Source organism: Streptomyces sp. SJL17-4, from assembly GCF_036826855.1.
In the GTDB taxonomy this organism is placed as follows: domain Bacteria; phylum Actinomycetota; class Actinomycetes; order Streptomycetales; family Streptomycetaceae; genus Streptomyces.
The window spans coordinates 4,856,195-4,882,882 of sequence record NZ_CP104578.1 but is presented as its reverse complement, the minus strand read 5'-3'; the positions used below and the strand labels follow the sequence as shown (position 1 = coordinate 4,882,882).

The following is a 26,688-nucleotide window of genomic DNA, read 5'->3' as shown; positions in this document are numbered from 1 at the left end:
CGCATGCCCTGGAGTGAGTCATGTCCTTGCCCGGCCCGTTCTCCGATCCCCGTGTGATCACACTCTTCGGCCTGCTCGCCGTCTCGACGGTGGTGTGGGTGTCGCTCGGCCTGCGCGCCCGCGCTCGTGACCGCCGTGACCGGGCGGCGCGCACCCCGCTGGAGCGGGTCTGGCATCCGCAGGAGTCGATAGCGCTGACGCCCGCGGAGGAGCACGCCTTCGGCCAGGTCGTGTCGCGGCTCTCCCCGGGCTCGGCGGGCCGCCTGCGCTGAGCGGCGGCCTTCCGGGCAGCTGCCGCCGGACCTGAGGCCGATCCGGCGGCCCTCAGGGCAGCTGCCGCCGGACCGGTCTCAGGCCTCCCACGCGTGCGGATCGCGGCCGGTCGTCGCGAGCAGCCGCTCGAAGGCGGTGGCATCGCCGGGCAGGTCGACGGCCTCCCCGAAGACACCCATCTTCCGGGCCATGGGCGCCATCCGCTCCACCTCCTCGACGAGCCCGTCGACCACACCCGGGTCGGGTGTGAAACTCCGCCCGGTGGCGCGGGCCAGGTCCCAGGCGTGCACGGTGAGGTCGAGCAGCACCATGGACCCGACGGTCCTCGCGGGCATCGCCATGCCCCCGGTGGTGCCCTCCTCGGCACCGGGCGCCGACCAGGCCTCGACGAGCTTCCCGGTCTCGGCCTCGAAGCGGTCCCGCCAGTCGGCGTCGGCGAGCCGGTCCGTGGTGGCGGAGAGCTCGGCGGGTTGCTTGGCGGCGAGGGCCTGGAAGTGCACGACGACGCCGAGAAGGTGGTTCAGCAGGGCGCGCACGTCGTACTCGGCGCAGGGCGTGGGCGCGCCGAGCAAGGCGTCGTCGATGCCCTTGACCAGGGGCGTGGCCTGCGCGGCGGCGCTTCGGAGCAGGTCGCCGATGCGGGGCGGGGCACCGGTGCGGAGCGGGTCCTCGTTCGTCATGGGGGCGACGTTAGGAGAGGTTGCCCACCCCCGTCTTGAAGAAACACGCCAGGACGGAATCTCGTCCCGACCTAGCATCGGAGCATGTCCGACTCCGCTCCCCGCAAGGACACCCGGGGCATCGTCGACCCCGCCGAACTGCTCTCCCGCGTCCGCTTCCGCCGCCACACCCCGGCGCCGGAGCTGCGGCCCTATCTGGAGCACTACTGGCTGATCGACTGGGAGCTGCCGGAGCCGTACGCGACCCATGTCGTCCCGCACCCGTCGATGAACATCGTCTTCCAGCGGTACGGGGCACTCGGCGCCCCGCCGGCGGAGGCGCGCGCGTCCGCCGAGGTCTCCGGGATCGGGCTCGGCCTGTTCACCAGGAAGCTGACGGAGGCGGGCCGGGTCTGCGGGATCCAGTTCCGCCCCGGCGGCTTCCGCCCCTTCGCGCCCGCGTGGCCGGTGTCGACCTGGACGGGCCGCCGGCTCCCCCTGACGGAGGTCTTCCCGGACGCGGGCGCCGGGACGGGCACGGACCCGGACGCCGGGGCGAGCACGGACCAGGACGGGACGGGCACGGACGCGGGCGCAAGGACGGGCACGGACGCGGACCTCCTGTCCGCCGTCCTCTCCCCCCGCACCGACCACGCGCGCGTGGCGGCGCTTGATGCCTTCCTGCTGGCCCACGGCCCCGCCCCCGATCCGGCCGCCGACCGGGCCATGGAGCTGGTGGACCTGATCCGAGGGGACCGTACGGTCCGCAAGGTGGCTCAACTGGTCGCGGCGACGGGTCTGTCGGCGCGCTCGCTCCAGCGCCTCTTCGCGACCCACGTCGGCGTCGGCCCGAAGTGGGTGATCCTGCGCTACCGCATCCACGAGGCCCTGGAGCGCGCCGAGGCCGCGGGCGCGGCGGGCGGCCCGGACTGGGCGGCCCTGGCGGTGGAGCTGGGCTACAGCGACCAGGCCCACCTCGTACGGGACTTCACGGCGACGATCGGGGTGCCGCCGACGGCGTACGCCCGGGGGGTGTCGGCGCCCTGACACCTGGAGGAAGTCTGCGGTCGGCCTAGGAGGCGTCTTCCGGTGCGGTGAGCGGCCGGGTGAAGTGGAAGGCCACGATGTCGAAGCGTTCGCGCAGGTAGAAGCGGTGGGCTCCGGTGCGGTGGGTGCCGGAGTCCAGGTTGAGCTCGTGGCAGCCGACGGCGCGGGCATGGGCCTCCAGGTGGGCGATGAGCGCGTGGCCGACCCCGGTGGAGCGGTTGGTGGCGGCGGTCACGAGGTCGTCGACGTAGAGCTTGCGCAGGGAGCTGGTGTTGATGACGATCCGCCAGCCGGCCGCGCCGACGCAGCGGCCCTCGTCGGTGTAGGCGGCGCTGAAGCGCAGTCCCTGGGAGTGCCCGGTTTCGTACACCTCGCGGAAGAGTTCCGGGGTGAGGTGGGGACGGAGTTCGGAGAGGACGGGCAGGAGGTCGTTCTCCAGCCGGGGATCGCCGGGCTCAAGGTCGATGATCTTCATGCGGGGACGGTACCTCAGGGTTTTATCCGGGTTGACGCGCAGGACACCACCCTGGATATTTATCTGCGTGACACAGACGATGTGTCACGCAGAGACCTGCCTCCACCCCTGGAAGGACCCCTCATGACCGTTCTCGTCACCGGCAGCCGCGGCCGCGTCGCCTCCACCCTGCTCGGACTCCTCGACGCCGCCGGCATCAAGGCGAAAGCCGCCTCCAAGAACCCCGCGGACCTCTCCCCACCGCCCGGGGTCGAGACCGTGCGCTGCGATCTCACCGACCCGGCCACCTTCGACACCGCCCTGACCGGCGTCGACTCCGTCTTCCTGTACGCCGAGGCCGGCCACGCCGAGGCCTTCGCCGACCGGGCCCGCGCCGCCGGCGTCGAGCACGTCGTCCTGCTCTCCTCCAGCTCCGTCCTCGCCCCGGACGCCGCCGAGAACCCGATCGCCGCCTCCCACCTCGCGGCCGAGCGCGCCTTCTCGGACGCCGCGGACGCCGGGGCCTTCGAGGCCACCCACCTCCAGCCGGGCGCCTTCGCCACCAACGCCCTGCAGTGGGCCGGGACCCTCCGGGCAGGGCGGGGCCCCACGCTCCCCTACCCGAGCGCGTACGGCGATCCGATCCATGAGCGCGATGTCGCCGAGGCGGCCTTCGCGGTCCTCACCGAGCCCCGGCTGCGCGGCTCCTCGTACCTCCTGACGGGCCCCGAGTCGCTGACCTTCGTCGAGCAGCTGGCGATACTCGCCGAGGTGACGGGACGGCCCGCACCGCACACCGTGGTGACCCCCGAGGGGTGGAAGGAGTCGGTCGCCGGCTTCATGCCGGAGCTCTTCGCCGACGCCCTGCTCTCGTACTGGGCCACGCACGACGGCCGACCGACACCGCTGACCCGCACGGTCGAGGAACTGACCGGCCACCCGGCCCGCACCTTCGCCACCTGGGTCACCGACCACGCGCAGGCCTTCCGCCCCTGACCGCGACGAATTCCCTGGCAGCCCGTCCGGCCCCGGTGCGATCCTGTCCCCGTGAACGGACCGGAGATCCACATCAGCTTCGCCCCCGACCTGGGGCTCTTCGTCTCGGCCGACCGCCGCTCGGGGCGCACGCCCGTGACCACCGACGGCGCCTCCTCGCTCGGCCATGTCGTGGAGTCGCTCGGCGTACCGCTCACCGAGGCCGGCCGGCTACTGGTCGACGGACGGCCCGTCGACGTCTCGTACGTCCCCGCGGCGGGCGAGACCGTCGAGGTGGAGGGCGTCGCCCGCCCGCAGCCGGTGCGACCGGGCGCACCCCTCCGGTTCCTGCTCGACGTGCACCTCGGCACGCTGGCCCGGCGGCTGCGACTGCTCGGGGTGGACGCGGCCTACGAGAGCGAGGACATCGGCGATCCCGCCCTGGCCTCGCTGTCCGCGCGCGAGCGGCGCGTCATGCTCTCGCGCGACCGCGGCCTGCTCCGCCGCCGCGAACTGTGGGCGGGGGCCTACATCTACAGCGACCGTCCGGACGACCAGCTCCGGGACGTCCTGGAGCGCTTCGCGCCACCCCTCGCGCCCTGGACGCGGTGCACGGCGTGCAACGGGCGGCTGAGCGACGCCGACAAGGACACGGTGCGCGAGCGCCTGGAGCACGGCACGGAGAAGTCGTACGACGTGTTCGCCCAGTGCGTGGAGTGCGGCCGGGTCTACTGGCGCGGCGCCCACCACGCCCGCCTGGAGGCGATCGTCTCCGACGCGGTACGCGAGTTCGGCGGCGCGACGGCCGGCTGAGCCACCGGGCGCCAACCCGACCCTGGCCCCCGCCCCCGTCCCGACCCAGGCCCCGGCCCCGGCCCCGGCCCCGGTCAGTCCAGGCCGCCGCCGCGCAGCCGCTCGACCTGGGCGGCGCTGATCTCGACGGTGCGCCGCATATGGGCGATGAGCAGGGCGAGCTCGGCGTCGCTGTAGACGTCGAACATCGTGCCCCAGGTGCTGTTGAGCTTGCGCCACAGGGCGCCGAGTTCGGCGATCCGCTCGGGCACGAGGGCCACCAGGACCCGACGCCGGTCCTCGGTGTCCCGTTCGCGCGTGACGTACCCGGACCGCTCGAGCCGGTCGACGAGCCGGGTCGCGGAGCCCGTGGTGAGCCCGGTCAGCTCGGCGACCCGCCCGGTGGTCACCGGGCCCTCCTCCAGACTCAGCAGGTTCAGACACTGCACGTCGGTCGGGTGGAGCCCCAGACGGTCGGCGACGGCCTGGTTGAACAGGGCGTACGCCGCCATGTAGCGGCGGGCCTCCCCGTACAGCTCGGTCATCAGCGCCCCGCGCCGGCCTGAACTCTTCTGCGTCATGCAGAGATTGTACGAACCAGACACCGCCCCGCACCGGCCGTACCCGCCCGCACCGCGGCCACCCTCAGGGCGCCTCGGCGGTCAGATAGCGCTGCACGGTCGGGCCCAGCCAGGCCACGACCTCCTCGGGCGTCATCTCGACGACCGGGGGCAGCCGCAGCACATAGCGGGTGAGCGCCATGCCGAGGATCTGGGACGCGACGAGCCCTGCCCGCCGCGGCGCCTCCGCCGGATCGGGACACACACCCCGGGTGACAGGCCCGAGCTGCTGGGCGAAGATCGCCCGCATCCGTTCCGCCCCGGCCGCGTTGGTGACCCCCACCCGCAGGAGCCCGGTGAGGACGTCGTCCCGCTCCCAGCGCTCCAGGAAGTGGGTGACCAGGACGGCACCGATGTGCCGCGCGGGCATGCCGCCCAGCTCGGGCAGGTTCAGTTCGATCTCCGAGGCGGCGGCGAACAGGCCCTCCTTGTTGCCGTAGTAGCGCATGACCATCGACGGATCGATCCCGGCGTCCCGGGCGATGGCCCGGATGGTGGCGCGGTCGTAGCCGTCGGAGGCGAAGCGCTCGCGGGCGGCCTCCAGGATCGCGGCTCTGGTGGCGTCGGAACGGCGGGCGGTCGTCATACCAACGACTGTAGGCCAACAGGCGTTGACATTCCATCGGAGCCACCCCTACAGTTGCCAACAAGCGTTGACCAACAGACGTTGGCAAACGGTCGTGGGCACCCTGGAGGCAGCCATGAGCACCACGGAGACACCGAAGACCGCTCAGACCAACGATCCGACGGACACCCAGGTCCTCGTCATCGGCGCCGGCCCCACCGGCCTGCTCCTCGCCGGTGATCTCGCCACCGCCGGCATCGACGTCACCCTCGTCGAGCGCCGCCCGCACGGCCTCGCCAACATGACCCGCGCCTTCGGCGTCCACGCCCGCACCCTGGAGCAGCTCGACGCCCGCGGCCTCGCGGACGAGCTCGTCGCCACCGGCACGACCCTCGGCCGCGCACGGATCTTCGGGCAGTTCGACCTCGACCTCACCCGACTGCCCAGCCGCTTCAACCACCTGCTCGTCACCCCGCAGTACGAGGTCGAGCACCTCCTGGAGCGCCGAGCGGTGGCCGCCGGGGTCACCTTCCGGTACGGCACGGAGCTGCGCGGACTGCGCCAGGACGCCGACACGGTGACGGCGGAGTTCACCGACCCCGACGGAACCCCGCTCACCCTCACCGCCCGCCACCTGGTCGGCACGGACGGCGTCCGCAGCGCCGTCCGCACCGCCCTGGGCCTGCCCTTTCCCGGCGGATCCGTGATCCGCTCCATCGTCCTCGCCGACGTCCGTCTCACGGAGGACCCCTCCCACCCGTTCAGCGTCACCGGCTCCGACGACGCCTTCGCCTTCCTCGCCCCCTTCGGCGACGGCTGGTACCGCGTGATGGGCTGGAGCCGCACCCGCCAGGTCCCCGACACCGAACCCGTCGACCTGGACGAGGTCCGCGAGATCACCCGCCGCGCCCTCGGCACCGACCTCGGCATGCACGACGCCCGCTGGATCTCCCGCTTCCACAGCGACGAGCGCCAGGTCCCCTCGTACCGCGCGGGCCGGGTCTTCCTCGCCGGCGACGCCGCCCACGTCCACTCCCCCGCCGGCGGCCAGGGCATGAACACCGGCCTCCAGGACGCCGCCAACCTCTCCTGGAAGCTCACCGCCGTCCTGCGCGGCGACGCACCCGCCCCCGAAGCCCTCCTCGACAGCTACCAGTCCGAGCGCCACCCCGTCGGCGCCGCCGTACTCCGCAGCAGCGGCGCGCTCGTACGCCTCGCGATGGCCCACACCCCACTCACCCGCGCCGCCCGCTCCCTCACCGCCCGGCTTCTGAGCGCCGTACGACCCGCCTCCGCCCGCGCCATGGGCATGATCAGCGGACTCGGCATCGCGTACGCGCCCCCGGCGGGCTCCAAGCGCCCCGCGGGCCGCCGCGCGCCCGACACGCGACTGCGCGAAGGCCGCCTCTACGAGCTGCTGCGAGCGGGCGAGTTCGTGCTGATCACCCCGGAGGGCGGACTCCCGGCCCTGCCCGAGACCGCCTCGGCCTCCCCCGAGCGCCTCATACGGGCCACCTGGACGGACCCGACGCGAAGGACCGCGGTACTGGTCCGCCCCGACGGCTACGTCCACTGGACGAGCAACTGAACCCTTCAGAAGACGTAAGGATCTCCGGTGGCGAGCACAAGCACCCGATGCCGGTCGTTCCGCGGATTCCGGTCGGCCACCCCGTCCCGCCAGGCGGTGCCGATGTCCACGGTCAGCTCGTCCGGAAGACCCGCGGTCCGCAGGTCGAGCGCCAGCTCACCGGCACCCCCCGCGGCCGGCAGCTCGCCCGTCCGGCACGAGACCACCCGGTCACTGCTCCACAGACAGGCCTCCGGCAGCTCCTGGTCACCCGCCATCGGCACGGAGAACGCGATCCGGACCGTCGCCTGGGAGAGATCGGTGGGACCGAAGTTCTCACTGACCAGCCAGACCCCGACCCGCCCGTCCCAGAGGGAGACATGACCGTGATGGGCCAGATCCGCCTCGGCCCCTGCCACCGGCCCCACGGCACCGGCACTCGCGCCCGCACCCATCACCACCGCGGCCGCGAGAGCGACCCCGAGCACACCCTTCCGCAATCCATGCATAAGCCCAAAATACCCACAGATCATCCGTTTTTCTGACAACCCATCAGCCAGCGTGTCCCCTCCGGAATCGGCGCCGCCTATCCTGACCGGGCGATCGACGTAATCGACCATCTGCGCGAGGAGCACGACGTCATGACTGCCCCCGGTACCCCCATCGCCGTCATCACCGGAGCGAGCAGCGGAATCGGCGCCGCCACGGCCAGGCAGCTCGCCGCCGCCGGCTACCGCGTGGTCCTCACCGCCCGGCGCAAGGACCGCATCGAGGAACTGGCCGCCGAGATCAACGAGGCCGGCCACCAGGCCACCGCCTACACCCTCGACGTCACCGACCGCGCCGCCGTCGACGAGTTCGCCACGGCCTTCCAGACCCTCGCCGTCCTCGTCAACAACGCGGGCGGCGCCCTCGGCGCCGACCCCGTCGCCACCGGCGACCCGGCCGACTGGCGCCAGATGTACGAGGTCAACGTCATCGGCACGCTGAACATGACCCAGGCCCTGCTCCCGGCCCTCACCGCGAGCGGCGACGGCACGGTCGTCGTCCTCTCCTCGACCGCCGGCCACTCCACCTACGAGGGCGGCGCCGGCTACGTCGTCGCGAAGAACGGCGCCCGCGTCCTCGCCGAGACCCTCCGCCTGGAGATCGTCGGCACCCCGGTCCGCGTCATCGAGATCGCCCCCGGCATGGTCAAGACGGACGAGTTCGCCACCACCCGCTTCCGCGGCGACACCGAGAAGGCCGCCAAGGTCTACGCCGGCGTGGCCGAACCCCTGACGGCGGACGACGTGGCCGACACCATCGCCTGGGCCTGCACCCGCCCCCCTCACGTCAACATCGACCTCCTGGTAGTCCGCCCCCGAGCCCAGGCCTCCAACACCAAGGTCCACCGCGAACTCTGACAACACGACGACACGTTCGGGTGAACCACCTAAATCACCTGCGCGGCGCCCGCACTCACGCCCTAGCGTCGAAGACAACTCCATACAGAACGGCCCTCGGCAGGGATTGGCGTCCCGGCCGAGGGCCTCACCAGAAGGAAGGCACAACTTCCCATGGCTGAACAGGACCCTAGCGCCCACGTGCGCTTCATGGACCTCGAAGACCCCCGCTACGCGTACATGTTCGGCTTCATTCAGGCCGACGGGCATCTCGCACGCGGGGCGGGCCAGAAAGGCCGGTTGACCGTCGAGATCAACGCGCGGGACATCCACATCCTCCACGCGTTCCAGCGCCTGACCCCGTACTACAGCTCCGTCACGGAACGGGCCCGCACCACCAACTTCGCCGAACGGCACCATTCCGCGACGTGGTCTCTGTACGCACTCGAGGCGAGGACCATCGTCAACGAGCTCGGGATCCCCTACGGCAAGAAGTCGCGAATCATCCGGCCACCCCGTGTCGAGTTCTCCCGGCTGGACTACATCCGCGGGTGCATTGATGCCGACGGGTCGCTCGGCTGGACCGCATGGGGCATCCCGTTCCTCGCGTTCACATCGGCCAGCACGGCCATGACCGCGTACCTGTGCCATTACGCAAAGAAGATCACGGGCGTGGAACGGATCGCCGGCCGCAACATGCGCGACCAGGTCTACAACATCACGTACTACAAGGAGCAAGCGCAGCAGCTCGCCGAGCATCTTTACTACCCCGGCTGCCTCGCTCTGGAGCACAAGAAGGCCAACGCGGCCGCGATCCAGACCTGGGTGCGTCCAGCGGACATGAGGGTCGCGCCACCTCGTCGACGCTGGACCGAGGCAGACGACCGCGCACTACTGCGACTCAACGACCCCGCCGCCGCAGCCATCACGCTCGACCGCACCGAGCAGAGCTGCTCCATGCGACTGTGGCGGCTCCGCACCGGCCAGACACCCACACCCACCCAGTAGCCCTACACAAGAACTCATGACGGGGTGCCGCCAACGCGGCACCCCGTTCCCGTTCCGCTCTCAGCCCTTTACACAGATGACCTGCTTCAGCTTCGCAACGACCTCCACCAGGTCCCGCTGCTGCTCGATCACCTTCTCGATCGGCTTGTAGGCACCCGGGATCTCGTCCACGACGCCGGAGTCCTTGCGGCACTCCACACCCCGCGTCTGCTCCTCCAGGTCCCGCGCCGTGAAGCGCCGCTTGGCCGCGCTCCGGCTCATCTTCCGGCCCGCTCCGTGGGAGGCCGAGTTGAAGGACGCCGTGTTGCCCAGGCCCTTCACGATGTACGAACCGGTGCCCATAGAGCCCGGGATGATCCCGAACTCCCCGGAGCCGGCCCGGATCGCGCCCTTCCGCGTGACGAGCAGATCCATTCCCTCGTACCGCTCCTCCGCCACGTAGTTGTGGTGGCAGGAGATCACCTGGTCGAAGGTCACCCGGGCCTTGCGGAACTCCCGGCGGACAACCTCCTGGAAGAGCGCCATCATGATCGCGCGGTTGTACTTCGCATACTCCTGCGCCCAGAAGAGGTCGTGCCGGTAAGCCGCCATCTGGGGGGTATCCGCGACGAACACCGCCAGATCGCGATCGACGAGCCCCTGATTGTGCGGCAGCTTTTGGGCTTCCCCGATGTGAAACTCTGCAAGCTCCTTGCCGATGTTCCGCGAGCCTGAGTGCAGCATGAGCCACACCGAATCGGACATATCGACACAAAGTTCCACAAAGTGGTTGCCCGACCCGAGGGTCCCCATCTGCAAAGCCGCCCTCTCCCTGCGGAACTTCACCGCATCAGCGACCCCATCGAACCGCGACCAGAAGTCGTCCCACCCCGCCGTCGGGAACTGGTAGAGCCGCCCCGGGTCCACCTCCGACCGGTGCAGGCCCCGGCCCACCGGGATCGCCTGCTCGATCTTCGACCGGAGCCTCGACAGGTCACCCGGCAGATCGTTCGCCGTCAGGGACGTCTTGACCGCCGACATGCCGCAGCCGATGTCCACCCCGACCGCCGCAGGACACACCGCCCCCTGCATCGCGATCACCGAACCGACCGTCGCGCCCTTGCCGTAATGCACGTCCGGCATCACGGCGAGGCCCTTGATCCACGGCAGCGTCGCCACGTTCTGCAGCTGCTGCATGGCACCGCCCTCCACCGTGGCGGGGTCGGCCCACATGCGGATGGGAACTTTCGCGCCAGGTACCTCTACGTACGACATACTTCCTCGATTCCCCCGAAAAGTCTGATAACGCAAAAACCGGCGCCAAAGCCCGTACAGGTGACAGCGGACCGGCATCAACAGCTGCGTGTGCGATAGACATTGTGTCCATCGGCCGGGTTCGCGCGGCAAACAGTTTTCGGAAAAGACCTCGGGAGAAGGGAGCCTGGGAGCGTGCAGCGAAAGAGGTACACCCCCGGCCACACCGGGTCCACGGCTCGCAGTACCGCCGTCGTCCTCACACTCGGCCTCGGCCTCGGAATCGGCCTCACCGGCTGCTCGGCCGGCACCCCGGCCGACGACATCGCCGTCGACGCCAAGGCCGGCCCCGCCGCGCCCGTCGCGCCCCCGGGCCGCTACCGCACACTCTTCGAGCCCTGCGGCGCCGTCCCCCAGGCGACGCTCAAGGACCTGCTCCCCGGCGCCGCCGCCCTCGCCGACGCCGAACGCGACAAGGCGTACCGCGGCACCGCCTCCGTGACGTACGACACCGACCGGCGGGTCGGCTGCACCTGGAAGGCCGACACCCCGGACATCTCGCACCGGCTGATGCTCGACATCGAGCGGGTGGTCTCGTACGACACCGCCGTCAGCGACGACGACCGGGCGCAGGAGGTGTACGTCCGCAAGCAGCTCGCGGCGGGCATCCCGCTGCCCCCGACCGCGCCGCCGACCACCGTTCCGCCCGCGACGACCCCGCCCTCGGCCACGGCGACACCCACGGCGAGTGGCCGGCCCCAGGACGCGGCACCGGGCGCGACCTCGCCGGGCGCCCAGGCTGCCGGTGCCACCAAGCCCGGCGACACCGCGGTCGCCCCGTCGGGCAAGCCCCCGGCGGGCACCACCGCGCCCACCGCGCCCTCCTCCGGGGCCACCCCCTCGAACCCCTCCCCCACCGGCCTCGAACCCCGTGTCCTCGAAGGCCTCGGGAACGTCGCGTTCCTCGACGACGCCCTGAGCACGGTCGGTGCGAACGGCCATCAGCGTGCTGTCAGCGTGGTGTTCCGCACATCCAACGTCATCGTGACCGTCTCCTACCGGGAGCAGACGACCGGTTCCGCCGAGGCCCCCGACAGCACGGAGCTGCAGGAAAAGGCCCGGAACCTGGCCCGATTGCTCGCCGAACGGCTGGAGGAGTAGCCGTTCGCATCCGCTCCGTGAGCGGACGGACACCACGTAACGTGTCGGCGTACCGGCCGGACCGTACGACAAGCGACTGAAGGAACCATGCAGCGAACAGCTCCGCGACTCACCCGCATACTTGCCTGCGCCGCCGTCCCGGTGATGCTCGTCGTCGCCGGCTGCTCCTCGGATTCCGGTGACAGTGGCTCCGGCGCGACGGGGTCGAAGGACAAGGCGGCCGCGTCGGGGTCCGCCACCCCGTCGCCCTCGCAGACGACGAAGGCGGTCGAGCCGGCGAAGTTCGCGAAGCTGCCGGAGGCCTGCAAGGCGATCGTCGCGAAGACGACGTCGTCGCTCGTGCCCAAGGCGAAGACCAAGAACGGCACGCCGGCCGTCTCCAGCGATCTCGGCAGCCGTAGCGGCTGCTCGTGGAACGGTCTGGACGACAAGGGCGTGAAGGGTTCGCAGTACCGCTGGCTCGACGTGTCCTTCTACCGGTACGAGTCGGACGCCTCGCTCGGCAGCGGCCAGGAGCGTGCGCGGGAGAACCTGGCGAAGGAGCTCGCCAAGATCGAGGAGACTCCGGGCGCGAAGAAGCTCCGTACCGCCTCGGTCACGGGTGTCGGTGACGAGGCGAAGTCCGTCGCGTACGAGCTGCGCAAGACGAACGAGGACTTCGTGTACGGCTCCATCGTGGCGCGTACGGGCAATGTGCTGGTGCTGCTCTCGTACAACGGCGCCGGGTACGCGGGTGCGTCCACTCCGTCGGAGAAGACGGTGATGAGCGGTGCGGTGAAGGCGGCCAAGGAGGCCGTGGCGGCGGTCGCCGCTGCCAACAAGTAGGCGCGAGTGAATCTCGACAACTGGTCGTAAACCAGCGCAGAGTGGCACGTCGATGCGGAGCCCGTCCCTCCCCCGGGGGCCGGGCTTCGCGCACATGTGCCAGTCTGTGCGCGCGAGATGTCGATTGACGGGGAGGGGATCGCGGGTGGCCGCGATGCAGCTGACACGCACACACCGGATACTCATCGGCCTCGTCATCGCCGGTGCGTTGATCATCGCGGGGATCGGTTTCGCGGGTTCGTACGCCGCTGTGCGTGAGCTCGCCGTGCAGAAGGGCTTCGGCACCTTCTCGTACTTCTTCCCGATCGGTATCGACGCGGGCATCTGTGTGCTGCTCGCCCTGGATCTGCTGCTGACGTGGCTGCGGATCCCGTTCCCGCTGCTGCGGCAGACCGCGTGGGTGCTGACCGCGGCGACGATCGCGTTCAACGGCGCGGCCGCCTGGCCGGACCCGCTGGGTGTCGGGATGCACGCGGTGATCCCGGTCCTGTTCGTGGTGGCCGTCGAGGCCGCCCGGCACGCGGTGGGCCGGATCGCGGACATCACCGCGGACAAGCACATGGAGGGCGTCCGGCTGACTCGCTGGCTGCTGTCCCCGGTGCCGACGTTCCGGCTGTGGCGCCGGATGAAGCTGTGGGAGCTCCGCTCGTACGAGCAGGTGATCAAGCTGGAGCAGGAGCGGATGATCTACCAGGCGCGTCTGCAGGCCCGTTTCGGCCGGAGCTGGCGCCGGAAGGCGCCGGTGGAGGCGCTGATGCCGCTGCGTCTGGCGCGGTACGGGGTGCCGCTCGCGGAGACGGCGGCGGCGGGTCTCGCGGCGGCCGGGATCGAGCCGGCCGTGCTGTCGGCGCAGCCGCAGGGCACGTCGCCGCTGTTGCCCCAGCAGCCCCAGCCGCTTCAGCAGCCGCAGCCGCTTCAGTCGGGGCAGCAGTCCCAGCCGGTGCAGCTCGCGCCCGCGCCGCAGCCGCTCCCCGATGTGCCGGAGAACGCCGAGGAGAGCCCCTGGTTCGCGGGGCAGGCCCGGCCGGACGGTTACCAGGGCTCGTACAACCCTCAGATTGTGGACGGCTTGGAGCCGACCCCGGTGCCGGTGCCGCTCGGGCCGGAGGACGTTCCCCCGCCGGGGCCGGAGCAGTTCGTCGAGTACCCCGAGTACGTGGAGGAGCAGCCGGATCCGCAGGAGGTCGAGGAGTTCCGCGAGGTCGTCTACAAGCAGACCTGGGCGTATGCCGTGGAGAACGACCGCTTCCCGGAGACGCAGGAGCTGGAGCGGCTTGTGGCGGATCACTACGGCGTCGAGCAACTCCGCAACCCCGAGCTGCTCCACCGGATGATCCCCGAGGTCCAGCAGCGGATCCAGCAGGACATGCAGGAGTACCGCACCCCCTGACCCGTGCGGAGAGTGTGTGAAAGGGCCGCCACCCGGATGCCGGGTGGCGGCCCTTTCACGTACTCAGCTCATCTGCGCGCGCTCACGCGCCGAGCAGCTTCCTCACCCGGTCCGCGCCCACGGCGAGCAGCAGTGTGGGCAGTCGCGGCCCGGTCTCGCGGGAGACGAGGAGCTTGTAGAGCAGGGCGAAGAACGCGCGCTGCGCGAGCTTCAGCTCGGGTGTCGGCTTGGCCTCGGGGTCGAGACCGGCCATGACCTTCGGGACGCCGTAGACGAGGGTGGTGAGCCCGTCGAGCGACCAGTGGCTGTCGAGGCCCTCCAGGAGCCGGCGGAGCGACTCGCGGCCCTCGTCGTCCAGGGAGCCGAGGAGTTCGGTGTCGGGCTCCTCGCGGACGATGGTGCGCTGGTCGGCCGGGACCTGGCTGGTGATCCAGTTCTCGGCGCGGTCGAGGCGCGGCCGGACCTCGTCGAGGGAGGCGACCGGGTTCTCGGGGTCGAGCTCGGTCAGGATGCGCAGGGTCTGCTCGTCGTGGCCGGCGGTGATGTCCATGACCGAGGCGAGCGTGCGGTACGGGAGCGGGCGCGGGGTGCGCGGGAGCTCACCGGCGGCCGTGCGGGCGGCGCGGGTGTGGGCGGCGGCGTCGGCGGGGAGCACGGTGCCGTCGGCGACCTTGGCCTCCAGCTTGTCCCACTCGTCGTAGAGCCGCTGGATCTCCTGGTCGAAGGCGATCTTGAAGGACTGGTTGGGGCGGCGGCGGGCGTACAGCCAGCGCAGCAGGGGCGCTTCCATGATCTTCAGCGCGTCGGCGGCGGTCGGGACGCCTCCGCGCGAGGAGGACATCTTGGCCATGCCGCTGATGCCGACGAAGGCGTACATCGGGCCGATCGGCTGGACGCCGTCGAAGATCTCGCGGACGATCTGGCCGCCGACGACGAAGGACGAGCCGGGCGAGGAGTGGTCGACGCCGGAGGGCTCGAAGATGACGCCCTCGTACGCCCAGCGCATCGGCCAGTCCACCTTCCAGACCAGCTTGCCGCGGTTGAACTCGCTGAGCTTCACGGTCTCGGAGAAGCCGCAGTTGGTGCAGGTGTAGGCGAGCTCGGTGGTGTCGTCGTCGTACGAGGTGACCGTGGTCAGGTCCTTCTCGCACTGCCCGCAGTACGGCTTGTACGGGAAGTAGCCCGAGGAGCCGCCGGAGCCGTCGTCCTCGCTGGCCGCGCCGGAGCCCTCCTCGGCCTCCAGTTCGGCCTCGTCGAGGGGCTTCTGCGACTGCTTCTTCGGTGCCTTCTTCGTCCGGTACTGGTCGAGGATGGCGTCGATGTCGCCGCGGTGCTTCATGGCGTGCAGGATCTGCTCGCGGTAGGTGCCCGCGGTGTACTGCTCGGTCTGGCTGATCGGGTCGTACTCGACGCCGAGCTCGGCCAGCGACTCGACCATGGCGGCCTTGAAGTGCTCGGCCCAGTTGGGGTGGGGCGAGCCGGCGGGGGCCGGGACCGAGGTCAGCGGCTTGCCGATGTGCTCGGCCCAGGACTCGTCGATGCCCTCGATGCCGTTCGGCACCTTGCGGTAGCGGTCGTAGTCGTCCCAGGAGATCAGGTGCCTGACCTCGTGCCCGCGGCGGCGGATCTCGTCGGCGACCAGGTGCGGGGTCATGACCTCGCGGAGGTTGCCCAGGTGGATGGGGCCGGACGGGGAGAGGCCGGAGGCGACGACGACCGGTTTGCCAGGCGCACGTCGCTCCGACTCGGCGATGACCTCGTCCGCGAAACGGGAGACCCAGTCGGTCTCGGTGCTGCTCTGAGCCACGGTCGGTACGTCCTTCTTCCTGGGTGGGGTTCTGCCTGAGGGCCCTACGTGAGCCATTCTCCCAGACGGAAGAGTGCTCCCTGAGGTTGTCCACAGGCGGAGATGGGTCGCCTCCTGCGGTTGTCCACAGGCGGGGAAATCACGTTGCGCTCCCATGGGACACTTGACAAGCAATTTAGACGCACAGAACTCACCGAACTCAACAGGAACGGAAGCTCATGGCCTCGGTCCCTTCCCTCGCTTCGACCGTGCAGCAGCGCCTCGCGGACGGCCTCTCGGCAGCTCTGCCGGACGCCGCGTCCGCCGACCCGCTGCTGCGACGAAGCGACCGGGCCGACTTCCAGGCCAACGGCATCCTGGCGCTCGCCAAGCAGCTCAAGGGCAATCCGCGTGAGCTGGCCACCCAGGTCGTCGCCGCGATCCCGGAGAACGACGTCCTGAAGGAGATCGAGGTCTCGGGCCCCGGTTTCCTGAACATCACGGTGACGGACGCGGCGATCGTGCGGACCCTCGCGGCCCGCGCGGCCGACGCCCGGCTCGGGGTTCCGTTCAACGAGTCGGCGGGCACGACGGTCATCGACTACGCCCAGCCGAACGTGGCGAAGGAGATGCACGTCGGGCACCTGCGGTCCGCCGTGATCGGCGCCGCGATGGTCGAGATCCTGGAGTTCACCGGCGAGAGCGTGGTCCGCCGCCACCACATCGGCGACTGGGGCACCCAGTTCGGCATGCTCATCCAGTATCTGATCGAGCACCCGCACGAGCTGGACCACAAGGCCGAGGACGGCGCCGAGGTCTCCGGTGAGGAGGCCATGTCGAACCTGAACCGGCTGTACAAGGCCTCGCGTGCGCTCTTCGACTCCGACGAGGAGTTCAAGACGAGGGCCCGTGCGCGCGTCGTCGACCTCCAGGCCGGCGACGAGGAGACCCTCGCGCTCTGGCAGCGGTTCGTCGACGAGTCGAAGATCTACTTCTACTCGGTCTTCGACAAGCTCGACATGGACATCCGGGACGGCGACGTCGTCGGCGAGTCCGGCTACAACGACATGCTGGTCGAGACCTGCCGCATCCTCGAGGAGTCGGGCGTCGCCGTCCGCTCCGAGGGCGCGCTGTGTGTCTTCTTCGACGACGTGAAGGGCCCGGACGGCAACCCGACGCCGCTGATCGTCCAGAAGTCCGACGGCGGCTTCGGCTACGCGGCGACGGACCTGTCGGCGATCCGCGACCGCGTCCGGAACCTGAAGGCGACGACCCTGCTGTACGTGGTCGACGCCCGTCAGTCGCTGCACTTCAAGATGGTCTTCGAGACGGCCCGCCGGGCCGGCTGGCTGAACGAGGACGTGAAGGCCGTCCAGCTGGCCTTCGGCACGGTCCTCGGCAAGGACGGCAAGCCGTTCAAGACCCGTGAGGGCGAGACGGTCAGGCTGGTGGACCTGCTGGACGAGGCCGTGGACCGGGCGACGTCGGTGGTGCGCGAGAAGGCCGAGAAGGTGGGCCTGACCGAGTCGGAGATCGTCGAGAACGGCCAGTACGTGGGCATCGGTGCGGTGAAGTACGCCGACCTGTCGACGTCCGCCGCGCGCGACTACAAGTTCGACCTGGACCAGATGGTCTCGCTGAACGGCGACACCTCGGTGTACCTGCAGTACGCGTACGCGCGTATCAAGTCGATCTTCGGGAAGGCGGGCGACCGCACGCCGCTGGCCCACCCGGAGCTGGAGCTGGCCCCGGCGGAGCGCGCGCTCGGTCTGCACCTGGACCAGTTCGCCGAGACGGTGTCCGACGCGGCCGGCGAGTACGCGCCGCACAAGCTCACCGCGTACCTGTACCAGCTGGCGTCGCTGTACACGACGTTCTACGACCAGTGCCCGGTCATCAAGCCGGAGCCGGCGCAGGAGGTCGCGGAGAACCGCCTCTTCCTCTGCGACCTGACCGCCCGCACCCTGCACCAGGGCATGGCGCTGCTGGGCATCAGGACGCCCGAGCGTCTCTGACGGTCCCGAAGCGGCATCCGAAAGCTCCGAAAGCGAAGCCCCCGGCACGGATCACCGTGCCGGGGGCTTCGTCGTCAACGGATGCTGTGCGAGGTCCGGCCCGAGACCTCGTCGATCTCCGTATGGGCCTTCTGGAGCAGCTGGGAGGCGAGGTCCATCAGCGCGCGTGCGCCGGCGATCTCCTCGCCCACCCTGAGCTGGTCCGGGTCGGAGGGGTGACGGTTGGCGGTGCCGTGGGCCCGGAACTCGGTGCCGTCGGTGAGCCGGACCATGGCCGCGGCCCGCGTCCGGTCACCCTCCTCCTGGAACTCCATCTCCACATGCCATCCGACAAGCGTGTGCATCATGAGGACCACCTCCGCGAGGTACCTGTCGGCTACCTCTCCAGGGTGCGCCGACGCGTGCCGCATCACCACTCGCTCCGTTGTCAGTGGTGCCCCGTACGTTCTCCGCATGGCGATGATCCCGAACCAGCTGCCCCGGCTCGCGGCCGATCCGACCGGCCGTTCCCTCGGCCTCGACCTGCCGCCCGGCGCCCTCACCGGCCCGGCGGACGCCCCGTACCTCTGGTCGGGACACGGCGCGGCGGGGCCCGCCGCCTGGAGCGCGCTGCGCCCGGCGGCCCGCACGGCGGGGCTGCTGCCGGTGCTGCTGGGCGGTGACTGGAGCCTGGACCGGTGGGAGCTGATGCCGGAGCGGATGAGCGACCCGGCCGACCACGAGGCCGACGGGGTCCTCGCCGGGTTCTGGGACGCGAACGCGTCCGACGAGATACCCGGGAGCGCCGACTGGCCGGGCCTGGCCCCGGCGCAGCCGTGCGACGCGGACCCCGACAGGACGGCGGCCACCGTCGCCGAGATGCTGACGGAGCCGGGCTTCTGGCTGGCGGACGCCCGCCCGGCTCTCGTCCCGGCGCGGCGCAGCGCGGACATACCGGCGGTGATCGGCTGGACCGGGCCGCTGAACCACGAGAACGACGTGGCCCGGCTGTGTGCGGTGCTGCGGTCCTGGGAGGACCGCTTCGGGGCCCGTGTCGTCGCGCTCACCTTCGACCAGCTGGTGGTCTCGGTGGCGTCCCCGCCGCAGACGGTGGCGGAGGCGGAGGCGCTGGCGGCGGAGCACTTCGCGTTCTGCCCGGACAACATCACGCAGGGCCGGCACGCAGGCCTGCGCGAGTACGCCCGGAAGGGGCTGCTGGACAGCCCCCTCTGGACCTTCTGGTGGGACTAGCCGCCAGGCCGAGGCCCCGGGTCCTGCCCCCGCGCTACCGGCGCGCGGCGGACAGCTTCTGGGCGACCTCGGTGGCCCAGTAGGTGAGGATCATCTGCGCGCCGGCGCGCCGGATGCCGGTCAGGGTCTCGAGGATCGCCCTGTCGCGGTCGATCCAGCCCTTCTCGGCGGCGGCCTCGACCATCGCGTACTCACCGCTGATCTGGTACGCGGCGACGGGCACGTCCACGGACTCGGCGACCTTGGCGAGCACGTCGAGGTACGGCCCCGCGGGCTTGACCATCACCATGTCGGCGCCCTCCTCCAGGTCGAGGGCGAGCTCGCGCATCGACTCACGGAGGTTGGCGGGGTCCTGCTGGTAGGTCTTGCGGTCACCGCGCAGGGAGGAGCCGACGGCCTCACGGAAGGGACCGTAGAAGGCGGAGGAGTACTTCACGGTGTACGCGAGGATCGACACGTCCTCCTTGCCGATGGTGTCCAGGGCGTCCCGGACGACCCCGACCTGCCCGTCCATCATCCCGGACGGACCGACCACGTGAACGCCGGCGTCGGCCTGCACCTGGGCCATCTCGGCGTAACGTTCCAGCGTGGCGTCGTTGTCGACCCGGCCGTCGGCGTCGAGGACGCCGCAGTGACCGTGGTCGGTGAACTCGTCGAGACAGAGATCGGACATGATCACGAGCTCGTCGCCGACCTCGGCCTTCACATCGCGAATGGCGACCTGAAGGATCCCGTCGGGGTCGGTCCCGGCCGTCCCCGCCGCGTCCTTCTTCTCGTCCTCGGGCACACCGAAGAGCATGATCCCGGAGACCCCGGCCTCCAGGGCCTCGGCCGCGGCCTTCCGCAGGGTGTCGCGCGTGTGCTGGACGACGCCGGGCATGGCCTGGATCGGCACGGGCTCGGTGATCCCCTCGCGCACGAACGCGGGGAGGATCAGATCGGCGGGATGCAGCCGCGTCTCGGCCACCATCCGCCGCATGACAGGTGTCGTCCGCAGCCGCCGCGGCCGCGCCCCGGGAAAGGATCCGTACGAGTTCATAACCCCGAGGCTACGCCCGCCCAAACCCTGCTCTTACCGACACGATGTTGCCTCACGAGCGCCCAGAGCAACACCGAGCCCCGTGTGGGCAATCGTCCCGCAGGGCGTGGGGGTCCCCCAACGCAAAGGGTGCGGGCCCCATCAAGGACCCGCACCCAAGAAACCGCTACGTCGTACGACGCCTCCGCGCCCCCGGCCGCCGCTCCGAAGGCCGAGTAACCGGATCCCCCGCCTCAAGCGCAGCCTCCCGCCGCCGCAGCCCGAAGTCCGCCAGCGCCTCCGCCAGCTTGTGCACCGACGGCTCGGGCGACAGCACGTCCACCCGCAGCCCGTGCTCCTCGGCGGTCTTCGCCGTGGCGGGACCGATGCACGCGATGACGGTCACGTTGTGCGGCTTCCCGGCGATACCGACCAGGTTCCGCACCGTCGACGACGACGTGAACAGCACGGCGTCGAAGCCACCGCCCTTGATCGCCTCGCGCGTGTCCGCCGGCGGCGGCGAAGCCCGTACGGTCCGGTAGGCGGTGACGTCGTCGACCTCCCACCCGAGCTCGATCAGGCCCGCGACCAGCGTCTCCGTCGCGATGTCGGCCCGCGGCAGGAAGACCCGGTCGATCGGGTCGAAAACAGGATCGTACGGCGGCCAGTCCTCCAGCAGCCCCGCCGCGGACTGCTCACCACTCGGCACGAGATCCGGCTTCACACCGAAGTCCACCAGCGCCGCGGCCGTCTGCTCGCCCACCGCCGCGACCTTGATCCCGGCGAAGGCACGCGCGTCGAGCCCGTACTCCTCGAACTTCTCCCGTACGGCCTTCACCGCGTTGACCGACGTGAAGGCGATCCACTCGTAGCGCCCGGTCACGAGCCCCTTGACCGCACGCTCCATCTGCTGGGGCGTGCGCGGCGGCTCGACGGCGATGGTCGGCACCTCGTGCGGCACCGCGCCGTACGAACGCAGCTGGTCGGAGAGCGACGCGGCCTGCTCCTTGGTACGCGGCACGAGCACCCGCCAGCCGAAGAGCGGCTTCGACTCGAACCACGCCAGCTGGTCCCGCTGCGCCGGGGCGCTGCGCTCGCCGACCACGGCTATGACCGGCCGGTGGCCCTCGGGCGAGGGGAGGACCTTGCCCTGCTTGAAGACCTGGGCGATCGTCCCGAGGGTCGCGTTCCAGGTCCGCTGCCTCGTCGTCGTACCCGCGATGGTCACGGTGAGGGGGGTGTCCGGCTTACGGCCTGCCGCCACCAGTTCACCGGCGGCCGCCGCCACCGAGTCGAGCGAGGTGGACACGACGACGGTGCCGTCGGAGGCACCGACCTCGGTCCAGCACCGCTCGTCGGCGGTGCGGGCGTCGACGAAACGCACGTCGGTGCCCTGGGCGTCGCGGAGCGGGACACCGGCGTACGCGGGTACGCCGACGGCCGTGGCGACGCCGGGGACGACCTCGAAGGGGATGCCCTCGGTGGCGCAGGCGAGCATCTCGGCCCCTGCGTTGCCGTCGAGGCCGGGGTCGCCGGTCACCGCACGGACGACCCGCCTGCCGCCCCTCGCGGCCTCCATGACAAGATTGGCGGCGTCCCTCAACACGGGGACACCGGCGGTTGTTGACGCCTCGTCAATGACCGTCAGCTCCGGCGTGCTCACCCCCGCGCGCGCGTGGCCGCGGACTACCTCGAGCACCTCCGGCTCGGCGATCAGGACATCCGCTCCGGCGAGGGCCTCCACGGCCCTGAGGGTCAGGAGTCCGGGGTCACCGGGGCCTGCGCCGAGGAATGTGACGTGTCCATGGCCTACGAAGGCCGGGGACAGCGGGCTGGTGGTCGGGCTGGTGGGGTTCAAAGTGCTCGCTCCCCCATAAGACCGGCCGCACCCTTGGCGAGCATCTCGTCCGCGAGTTCGCGTCCGAGATCCACAGCCGCGCGGTTCGACGCGGGTACGGGACCGGTGGTGGACAGCTGCACCAGCGTGGATCCGTCGGTGGTACCGACGACACCGCGCAAGCGCATTTCGGTGATGACGGGCTTCCCGTCGTCCAGGAGGTCGGCCAGCGCACCCACGGGTGCGGAGCAGCCGGCCTCGAGGGCGGCGAGCAAGGATCGCTCGGCGGTCACGGCGGCCCGGGTGAGGGGGTCGTCGAGTTCGGCGAGCATGGCGATGAGGTCCCCGGACGCGGCCGCGCACTCGATCGCCAGGGCCCCCTGGCCGGGGGCGGGCAGGACGGAGTCGACCGACAGGTGGTCGAGCGACAGGGAGCCGGTGAGCTCCTCCGTACCGCCGATGCGGTTGAGGCCTGCCGCGGCGAGGACCACCGCGTCCAGTTCTCCCTTGCGTACGTAGCCGATCCGGGTGTCGATGTTGCCCCGGATCGGGACGCAGGTGATCTCCAGGCCGTGGCTGCGCGCGTACGCGTGGAGCTGGGCCATGCGCCGCGGCGAGCCGGTGCCGACCCGGGCGCCCTTGGGTAGCCGGTCCAGCGTCAGTCCGTCGCGGGCGATCAGCACGTCGCGCGGGTCCTCGCGCTTCGGGATCGCGGCCAGCACCAGCTCGGGGTGCTGCGTGGTCGGCAGGTCCTTCAGCGAGTGGACGGCGAAGTCCACCTCGTCGGCGAGCAGCGCGTCACGCAGGGCGGCGACGAAGACGCCGGTGCCGCCGATCTGCGCGAGGTGCTCCCGGGAGGTGTCCCCGTACGTCGTGATCTCCACGAGCTCGACGGGCCGGCCGGTCAGCTGCCGTACGGCGTCGGCCACGTGCCCGGACTGGGCCATGGCGAGCTTGCTGCGCCTGGTCCCGAGCCTCAGTGCCCTCTCGGTCATACTCGCCCTCGGTTCTTGACGTCGGCGTCATTCAGGTCGGCCCGGCTGACAGAAGCCACCGTCTCCGGGTCGAGGTCGAAGAGTGTCCGCAGCGCGTCGGCGTACCCGGCGCCGCCGGGCTCGCTCGCCAGCTGCTTGACCCGCACGGTCGGAGCGTGCAGGAGCTTGTCGACCACGCGGCGCACGGTCTGGGTGATCTCGGCGCGCTGCTTGTCGTCGAGGTCGGGCAGCCGGCCCTCGAGCCGGGCGATCTCGCCGGCCACCACGTCGGCGGCCATGGTGCGCAGGGCGACGACGGTGGGGGTGATGTGGGCGGCGCGCTGGGCGGCGCCGAAGGCGGCGACCTCGTCGGAGACGATGCCGCGCACCTGGTCGACGTCGGCGGCCATGGGCGCGTCGGCGGAGGCTTCGGCGAGCGACTCGATGTCGACGAGCCGGACACCGGGGATCCGGTGGGCGGCGGCGTCGATGTCGCGGGGCATCGCGAGGTCGAGCAGGGCGAGCGGGGTGCGACGGCCCTGGACGGCGGTCTCGATGTCGTCCCCGGTGAGGACGAGTCCGGTGGCGCCGGTGCAGGAGACGACGACGTCGGCACGTGTCAGTTCGTCGCCGACGGCAACCATCTCGGCCGCGTGCGCGACGACACCCGTGCCTCCGGGCTCGTTCAGGATCTGCGCGAGCCGCTCGGCACGGGCCAGGGTCCGGTTGGCGATGACGATCTCGGAGACGCCGGAACGCGCGAGCGTGGCGGCGGCGAGCGAGGACATCGAGCCGGCGCCGATGACGAGCGCCTTCTTGCCCTTGGCCCAGGTGTCGACGTCGGTGCCGTCCGTGCCGTCGACGAGTCGCTCGAGACCGAAGGTGACGAGCGACTGCCCGGCCCGGTCGATCCCGGTCTCGCTGTGGGCGCGCTTGCCGACCCTCAGGGCCTGCTGGAACAGGTCGTTGAGGAGGCGGCCCGCGGTGTGCAGTTCCTGGCCGAGGGCGAGGGTGTCCTTGATCTGGCCGAGGATCTGGCCTTCGCCGACGACCATCGAGTCGAGCCCGCAGGCCACCGAGAAGAGGTGGTGGACGGCCCGGTCCTCGTAGTGCACGTAGAGATAGGGGGTGAGCTCGTCCAGGCCGACGCCGCTGTGCTGCGCGAGCAGCGTGGACAGCTCGGCGACACCGGCGTGGAACTTGTCCACGTCGGCGTAGAGCTCGATGCGGTTGCAGGTGGCCAGGACGGTGGCCTCGGCGGCCGGTTCGGCGGCGAGGGTGTCCTGGAGGAGCTTGGCCTGGGTGTCCGCCGGGAGTGCCGCCCGCTCCAGGATGGAGACGGGTGCGCTGCGGTGGCTGAGGCCGACGACGAGGAGGCTCATGCCGGCATCACGGCGGGGACGTCCCCGTCGGGTCCCTTGCGGCTGCCGCCCGTGGTGCCACGGGGGGCCGGCGGGGCGGTGGGCGCGGCGGTCTCCGCCTCGACGGCCGCGTCGGCCTCGGCGTTCGACTCCTCGCCGGCCTTGCGCTGCTCGTGGAAGGCGAGGATCTGCAGCTCGATGGAGAGGTCGACCTTGCGTACGTCCACGCCGTCGGGCACGGAGAGCACGGTCGGGGCGAAGTTCAGGATGGAGGTGACTCCGGCGGCCACGAGCCGGTCGCAGACCTGCTGGGCGACGCCGGCCGGGGTCGCGATGACGCCGATGGAGACGCCGTCCTCTTCGATGATCTTCTCGAGGTCGTCGCTGTGCTGGACGGGGATCCCGGCGACCGGCTTGCCGGTCATGGCGGGGTCGGCGTCGATCAGCGCGGCGACCCGGAAGCCACGGGAGGCGAAACCGCCGTAGCCGGCGAGCGCGGCACCGAGGTTACCGATACCGACGATGACGACCGGCCAGTCCTGGGTGAGCCCCAGCTCACGGGAGATCTGGTAGACGAGGTACTCGACGTCGTAGCCGACCCCGCGGGTGCCGTAGGAACCCAGGTAGCTGAAGTCCTTGCGCAGCTTCGCGGAGTTGACCCCCGCCGCGGCGGCGAGCTCTTCGGAGGAGACCGTGGGTACGGAGCGCTCCGAGAGCGCGGTGAGTGCGCGCAGATACAGCGGAAGCCGGGCGACGGTGGCCTCGGGAATTCCTCGGCTACGGGTCGCCGGTCGGTGAGTTCGGCCAGTTGCCACGGTGCTCCTGCGGGATGAGCGGGGCTGCAGGCGGCCATATGTCCCAAGACCGCCCCGTCGAATGCAGGCTATGTCTTTGTGAACGCGTGCACAAAGATGGTGTCCGTTTTGTCTGGCCAAAGTGACCGGGGTCACGCGGCTGGTTCGTGTCGTCACGGAACCGCGCGGCGTGTCAGCGCGTTGAGAACCCGAAGGGGGCAAAACCGCACACACTCCTCACGACACCGCCCCCGAAGCCCAACAAAACGTCCATGATGGTAGCCGTCTTTCGGTCAGGCACCCAGTTCGCGCCGGAGCCGCCCGGCGTCGACGCGCCAGAAGGTGTGCTGCTCGCCGTCGATCAGGACGACGGGAATCTGCTCCCAGTACGCCCGGTGGAGCTCCTCGTCCCGGGTGATGTCCTTCTCCTCCCAGCGTGCACCCGTCTCCGCGCACACGGCCTCGATCACCGCGCGCGCGTCGTCGCAGAGGTGACAGCCCGGCTTGCCGATCAGCGTCACGGTGCGCGACCCGGCGTCCGCCTTCTTCTTCGTCCGTCCGAACATGACGTCCATTCTGTCCCTGATTAACAGGGGAACCCCACAGTGTTCACGCCGCGGCATCGTCACAAGTCGGGAAGTACCGAACAGACTGGCTATGCTCACGACATGGCCGCTCTGGGATGGCTCACCCCTCGTAGGCGCTCCGCCACCGCGCGCAGCGTGCTCGCAGGCGAGGCCGCTGCCGAGGCAGCGCGCAAGTCCTCGCTCCAGCTGGAACGGGAGCGGGAGGAGGCGGCGGCCCAGGAACTCGCGGAGGCCCCCGCCGAGCCCGAGTTCCCGGTCGTCGGCGACGTACGGGCGGCCGCCTTCTTCGACCTCGACAACACCGTGATGCAGGGCGCCGCGATCTTCCACTTCGGTCGCGGCCTGTACAAGCGGAAGTTCTTCCAACGCCGCGAACTCACCCGCTTCGCCTGGCAGCAGGCCTGGTTCCGGCTCGCGGGCGTCGAAGACCCCGAGCACATGCAGGACGCCCGCGACAGCGCCCTGTCCATCGTCAAGGGCCATCGCGTCTCCGAACTGATGTCGATCGGTGAGGAGATCTACGACGAGTACATGGCCGACCGCATCTGGCCCGGCACCCGCGGCCTCGCCCAGGCACACCTGGACGCGGGCCAGAAGGTCTGGCTGGTCACGGCCGCCCCGGTCGAGACGGCCACGATCATCGCCCGCAGGCTCGGCCTGACCGGCGCGCTCGGCACGGTCGCCGAGTCCGTCGACGGCGTCTACACGGGCAAGCTGGTCGGCGAGCCCCTGCACGGCCCTGCGAAAGCCGAGGCGGTACGGGCCCTCGCCGCCGCCGAGGGCCTCGACCTGAGCCGCTGCGCCGCCTACAGCGACTCGCACAACGACATCCCGATGCTCTCGCTCGTCGGCCACCCGTACGCGATCAACCCGGACACCAAGCTCCGCAAGTACGCGAAGGCCCGGGACTGGCGACTGCGCGACTACCGGACCGGCCGCAAGGCCGCCAAGGTCGGCATCCCCGCCGCCGCGGGCCTGGGCGCCCTGGCCGGCGGTACGGCGGCCGCGGTCGCCCTGCATCGCCGTCGCCACTGAGCCCCTGCTCCACACGTCTCTCCCGGTACGCCGGAACGGTCTGCCGATACGTTTCGGCTGCGATCATCTGCGACAACCCCGGACCAGAGGCCCTCAC

At 70.8% G+C, this 26,688-nt stretch carries 27 protein-coding genes; 13 read left to right on the top strand and 14 right to left on the bottom strand.

Annotation, left to right across the window (positions count from 1 at the left end):
- The first annotated feature begins 53 nt into the window (after nucleotides 1-53).
- Nucleotides 54-272 (top strand): hypothetical protein, encoded by a 219-nt coding sequence (locus N5875_RS21990; protein WP_318210715.1) that lies wholly within the window; start codon nucleotides 54-56, stop codon nucleotides 270-272.
- A gap of 78 nt (nucleotides 273-350) precedes the next feature.
- Here the strand turns inward: N5875_RS21990 and N5875_RS21985 are convergent, their stop codons facing one another.
- Nucleotides 351-953, bottom strand: coding sequence for a TIGR03086 family metal-binding protein (locus N5875_RS21985; protein WP_318210714.1), 603 nt, complete (start codon nucleotides 951-953; stop codon nucleotides 351-353).
- Nucleotides 954-1,037: 84 nt separating this feature from the next.
- On the opposite strand from N5875_RS21985, the gene N5875_RS21980 reads away from it, so the two are divergent.
- Nucleotides 1,038-1,979 (top strand): helix-turn-helix domain-containing protein, encoded by a 942-nt coding sequence (locus tag N5875_RS21980; protein WP_318210713.1) that lies wholly within the window; start codon nucleotides 1,038-1,040, stop codon nucleotides 1,977-1,979.
- Nucleotides 1,980-2,004: 25 nt separating this feature from the next.
- Here the strand turns inward: N5875_RS21980 and N5875_RS21975 are convergent, their stop codons facing one another.
- Complete coding sequence (locus N5875_RS21975; RefSeq protein ID WP_318210712.1) at nucleotides 2,005-2,454, bottom strand: GNAT family N-acetyltransferase; 450 nt, start codon at nucleotides 2,452-2,454, stop codon at nucleotides 2,005-2,007.
- A gap of 123 nt (nucleotides 2,455-2,577) precedes the next feature.
- Here N5875_RS21975 and N5875_RS21970 point away from each other — a divergent pair, with 123 nt between their 5' ends.
- Complete coding sequence (locus N5875_RS21970; protein ID WP_338495515.1) at nucleotides 2,578-3,429, top strand: NAD(P)H-binding protein; 852 nt, start codon at nucleotides 2,578-2,580, stop codon at nucleotides 3,427-3,429.
- A gap of 51 nt (nucleotides 3,430-3,480) precedes the next feature.
- Entirely contained in the window at nucleotides 3,481-4,221 is a 741-nt protein-coding gene (locus N5875_RS21965) for a Mut7-C RNAse domain-containing protein (RefSeq protein ID WP_318210710.1), read from the top strand.
- Between the two features lie 74 nt (nucleotides 4,222-4,295).
- Here N5875_RS21965 and N5875_RS21960 read toward each other — a convergent pair whose 3' ends face one another.
- Nucleotides 4,296-4,781 (bottom strand): MarR family winged helix-turn-helix transcriptional regulator, encoded by a 486-nt coding sequence (locus N5875_RS21960; protein ID WP_338495514.1) that lies wholly within the window; start codon nucleotides 4,779-4,781, stop codon nucleotides 4,296-4,298.
- 64 nt (nucleotides 4,782-4,845) lie between these two features.
- Nucleotides 4,846-5,406 carry a TetR family transcriptional regulator gene (locus N5875_RS21955; RefSeq protein WP_318210708.1) on the bottom strand — a complete coding sequence of 187 codons (561 nt, stop codon included), beginning with the start codon at nucleotides 5,404-5,406 and terminating at the stop codon, nucleotides 4,846-4,848.
- Between the two features lie 115 nt (nucleotides 5,407-5,521).
- Between N5875_RS21955 and N5875_RS21950 the strand changes: the two genes are divergently transcribed.
- Nucleotides 5,522-6,973 (top strand): FAD-dependent monooxygenase, encoded by a 1,452-nt coding sequence (locus N5875_RS21950; RefSeq protein WP_338495512.1) that lies wholly within the window; start codon nucleotides 5,522-5,524, stop codon nucleotides 6,971-6,973.
- Nucleotides 6,974-6,978: 5 nt separating this feature from the next.
- Here N5875_RS21950 and N5875_RS21945 read toward each other — a convergent pair whose 3' ends face one another.
- A complete protein-coding gene (locus N5875_RS21945) occupies nucleotides 6,979-7,461 on the bottom strand; it encodes a hypothetical protein (protein WP_318210706.1) in 483 nt (160 codons plus the stop codon).
- Nucleotides 7,462-7,593: 132 nt separating this feature from the next.
- Here N5875_RS21945 and N5875_RS21940 point away from each other — a divergent pair, with 132 nt between their 5' ends.
- On the top strand, nucleotides 7,594-8,358 hold the full coding sequence (locus N5875_RS21940; protein ID WP_338495510.1) for an SDR family NAD(P)-dependent oxidoreductase: 765 nt from the start codon (nucleotides 7,594-7,596) through the stop codon (nucleotides 8,356-8,358).
- A gap of 153 nt (nucleotides 8,359-8,511) precedes the next feature.
- Nucleotides 8,512-9,345, top strand: coding sequence for a hypothetical protein (locus tag N5875_RS21935; protein ID WP_318210704.1), 834 nt, complete (start codon nucleotides 8,512-8,514; stop codon nucleotides 9,343-9,345).
- Nucleotides 9,346-9,405: 60 nt separating this feature from the next.
- Here N5875_RS21935 and N5875_RS21930 read toward each other — a convergent pair whose 3' ends face one another.
- Nucleotides 9,406-10,599: an RtcB family protein gene (locus tag N5875_RS21930; protein WP_318210703.1), complete on the bottom strand. Its 1,194-nt coding sequence runs from the start codon at nucleotides 10,597-10,599 to the stop codon at nucleotides 9,406-9,408.
- Between the two features lie 174 nt (nucleotides 10,600-10,773).
- Here N5875_RS21930 and N5875_RS21925 point away from each other — a divergent pair, with 174 nt between their 5' ends.
- The 3 genes from N5875_RS21925 to N5875_RS21915 all read left to right on the top strand — a co-directional run bounded on the left by N5875_RS21925 (nucleotide 10,774) and on the right by N5875_RS21915 (nucleotide 13,954).
- Entirely contained in the window at nucleotides 10,774-11,739 is a 966-nt protein-coding gene (locus N5875_RS21925) for a DUF3558 domain-containing protein (RefSeq protein WP_338495509.1), read from the top strand.
- A gap of 87 nt (nucleotides 11,740-11,826) precedes the next feature.
- Nucleotides 11,827-12,564 (top strand): DUF3558 domain-containing protein, encoded by a 738-nt coding sequence (locus tag N5875_RS21920; protein WP_338495508.1) that lies wholly within the window; start codon nucleotides 11,827-11,829, stop codon nucleotides 12,562-12,564.
- 145 nt (nucleotides 12,565-12,709) lie between these two features.
- Nucleotides 12,710-13,954, top strand: coding sequence for a DUF2637 domain-containing protein (locus N5875_RS21915; protein ID WP_318210700.1), 1,245 nt, complete (start codon nucleotides 12,710-12,712; stop codon nucleotides 13,952-13,954).
- A gap of 82 nt (nucleotides 13,955-14,036) precedes the next feature.
- Here N5875_RS21915 and lysS read toward each other — a convergent pair whose 3' ends face one another.
- Nucleotides 14,037-15,818, bottom strand: coding sequence for a lysine--tRNA ligase (gene lysS / locus N5875_RS21910; RefSeq protein WP_318210699.1), 1,782 nt, complete (start codon nucleotides 15,816-15,818; stop codon nucleotides 14,037-14,039).
- Nucleotides 15,819-15,979: 161 nt separating this feature from the next.
- Here lysS and argS point away from each other — a divergent pair, with 161 nt between their 5' ends.
- Nucleotides 15,980-17,755, top strand: coding sequence for an arginine--tRNA ligase (argS, locus tag N5875_RS21905; RefSeq protein ID WP_318210698.1), 1,776 nt, complete (start codon nucleotides 15,980-15,982; stop codon nucleotides 17,753-17,755).
- Between the two features lie 74 nt (nucleotides 17,756-17,829).
- Here argS and N5875_RS21900 read toward each other — a convergent pair whose 3' ends face one another.
- Complete coding sequence (locus tag N5875_RS21900) at nucleotides 17,830-18,099, bottom strand: DUF1876 domain-containing protein (protein ID WP_318210939.1); 270 nt, start codon at nucleotides 18,097-18,099, stop codon at nucleotides 17,830-17,832.
- Nucleotides 18,100-18,208: 109 nt separating this feature from the next.
- On the opposite strand from N5875_RS21900, the gene N5875_RS21895 reads away from it, so the two are divergent.
- Entirely contained in the window at nucleotides 18,209-18,985 is a 777-nt protein-coding gene (locus tag N5875_RS21895) for a DUF4253 domain-containing protein (protein WP_338495507.1), read from the top strand.
- Nucleotides 18,986-19,019: 34 nt separating this feature from the next.
- On the opposite strand, the gene hemB is transcribed toward N5875_RS21895, so the two are convergent.
- The 6 genes from hemB to N5875_RS21865 form a co-directional block, all read right to left on the bottom strand.
- A complete protein-coding gene (gene hemB, locus N5875_RS21890) occupies nucleotides 19,020-20,024 on the bottom strand; it encodes a porphobilinogen synthase (protein ID WP_318210696.1) in 1,005 nt (334 codons plus the stop codon).
- A gap of 166 nt (nucleotides 20,025-20,190) precedes the next feature.
- Complete coding sequence (locus tag N5875_RS21885; RefSeq protein WP_318210695.1) at nucleotides 20,191-21,861, bottom strand: uroporphyrinogen-III synthase; 1,671 nt, start codon at nucleotides 21,859-21,861, stop codon at nucleotides 20,191-20,193.
- Nucleotides 21,858-22,835, bottom strand: coding sequence for a hydroxymethylbilane synthase (gene hemC, locus N5875_RS21880; protein WP_318210694.1), 978 nt, complete (start codon nucleotides 22,833-22,835; stop codon nucleotides 21,858-21,860). The genes N5875_RS21885 and hemC overlap by 4 nt, the downstream gene beginning before the upstream one ends.
- Complete coding sequence (locus N5875_RS21875; RefSeq protein ID WP_338495506.1) at nucleotides 22,832-24,196, bottom strand: glutamyl-tRNA reductase; 1,365 nt, start codon at nucleotides 24,194-24,196, stop codon at nucleotides 22,832-22,834. The genes hemC and N5875_RS21875 overlap by 4 nt, the downstream gene beginning before the upstream one ends.
- Entirely contained in the window at nucleotides 24,193-24,990 is a 798-nt protein-coding gene (locus N5875_RS21870; RefSeq protein ID WP_318210692.1) for a redox-sensing transcriptional repressor Rex, read from the bottom strand. Before N5875_RS21870 ends, N5875_RS21875 begins: the two co-directional genes overlap by 4 nt.
- A 272-nt stretch (nucleotides 24,991-25,262) precedes the next feature.
- A complete protein-coding gene (locus N5875_RS21865; RefSeq protein ID WP_318210691.1) occupies nucleotides 25,263-25,544 on the bottom strand; it encodes a glutaredoxin family protein in 282 nt (93 codons plus the stop codon).
- Between the two features lie 93 nt (nucleotides 25,545-25,637).
- Here N5875_RS21865 and N5875_RS21860 point away from each other — a divergent pair, with 93 nt between their 5' ends.
- Entirely contained in the window at nucleotides 25,638-26,591 is a 954-nt protein-coding gene (locus N5875_RS21860) for an HAD-IB family hydrolase (protein WP_318210690.1), read from the top strand.
- The last annotated feature ends 97 nt before the right edge of the window (nucleotides 26,592-26,688 follow it).

Excerpts from the sequence above, each read along its gene's own strand:
- N5875_RS21935 (WP_318210704.1), top strand. The coding sequence starts at position 8,512 with ATGGCTGAACAGGACCCTAGCGCCCACGTGCGCTTCATGGACCTCGAA.
- N5875_RS21860 (WP_318210690.1), top strand. The coding sequence starts at position 25,638 with ATGGCCGCTCTGGGATGGCTCACCCCTCGTAGGCGCTCCGCCACCGCG.
- lysS (WP_318210699.1), bottom strand. The coding sequence starts at position 15,818 with ATGGCTCACGTAGGGCCCTCAGGCAGAACCCCACCCAGGAAGAAGGAC.
- N5875_RS21955 (WP_318210708.1), bottom strand. The coding sequence starts at position 5,406 with ATGACGACCGCCCGCCGTTCCGACGCCACCAGAGCCGCGATCCTGGAG.
- hemB (WP_318210696.1), bottom strand. The coding sequence starts at position 20,024 with ATGAACTCGTACGGATCCTTTCCCGGGGCGCGGCCGCGGCGGCTGCGG.
- N5875_RS21950 (WP_338495512.1), top strand. The coding sequence starts at position 5,522 with ATGAGCACCACGGAGACACCGAAGACCGCTCAGACCAACGATCCGACG.
- N5875_RS21895 (WP_338495507.1), top strand. The coding sequence starts at position 18,209 with ATGGCGATGATCCCGAACCAGCTGCCCCGGCTCGCGGCCGATCCGACC.
- N5875_RS21875 (WP_338495506.1), bottom strand. The coding sequence starts at position 24,196 with ATGAGCCTCCTCGTCGTCGGCCTCAGCCACCGCAGCGCACCCGTCTCC.
- N5875_RS21920 (WP_338495508.1), top strand. The coding sequence starts at position 11,827 with ATGCAGCGAACAGCTCCGCGACTCACCCGCATACTTGCCTGCGCCGCC.
- N5875_RS21975 (WP_318210712.1), bottom strand. The coding sequence starts at position 2,454 with ATGAAGATCATCGACCTTGAGCCCGGCGATCCCCGGCTGGAGAACGAC.
- N5875_RS21985 (WP_318210714.1), bottom strand. The coding sequence starts at position 953 with ATGACGAACGAGGACCCGCTCCGCACCGGTGCCCCGCCCCGCATCGGC.
- N5875_RS21900 (WP_318210939.1), bottom strand. The coding sequence starts at position 18,099 with ATGCACACGCTTGTCGGATGGCATGTGGAGATGGAGTTCCAGGAGGAG.
- N5875_RS21980 (WP_318210713.1), top strand. The coding sequence starts at position 1,038 with ATGTCCGACTCCGCTCCCCGCAAGGACACCCGGGGCATCGTCGACCCC.
- N5875_RS21970 (WP_338495515.1), top strand. The coding sequence starts at position 2,578 with ATGACCGTTCTCGTCACCGGCAGCCGCGGCCGCGTCGCCTCCACCCTG.
- N5875_RS21945 (WP_318210706.1), bottom strand. The coding sequence starts at position 7,461 with ATGCATGGATTGCGGAAGGGTGTGCTCGGGGTCGCTCTCGCGGCCGCG.
- N5875_RS21940 (WP_338495510.1), top strand. The coding sequence starts at position 7,594 with ATGACTGCCCCCGGTACCCCCATCGCCGTCATCACCGGAGCGAGCAGC.
- N5875_RS21960 (WP_338495514.1), bottom strand. The coding sequence starts at position 4,781 with ATGACGCAGAAGAGTTCAGGCCGGCGCGGGGCGCTGATGACCGAGCTG.
- argS (WP_318210698.1), top strand. The coding sequence starts at position 15,980 with ATGGCCTCGGTCCCTTCCCTCGCTTCGACCGTGCAGCAGCGCCTCGCG.
- N5875_RS21865 (WP_318210691.1), bottom strand. The coding sequence starts at position 25,544 with ATGGACGTCATGTTCGGACGGACGAAGAAGAAGGCGGACGCCGGGTCG.
- hemC (WP_318210694.1), bottom strand. The coding sequence starts at position 22,835 with ATGACCGAGAGGGCACTGAGGCTCGGGACCAGGCGCAGCAAGCTCGCC.
- N5875_RS21930 (WP_318210703.1), bottom strand. The coding sequence starts at position 10,599 with ATGTCGTACGTAGAGGTACCTGGCGCGAAAGTTCCCATCCGCATGTGG.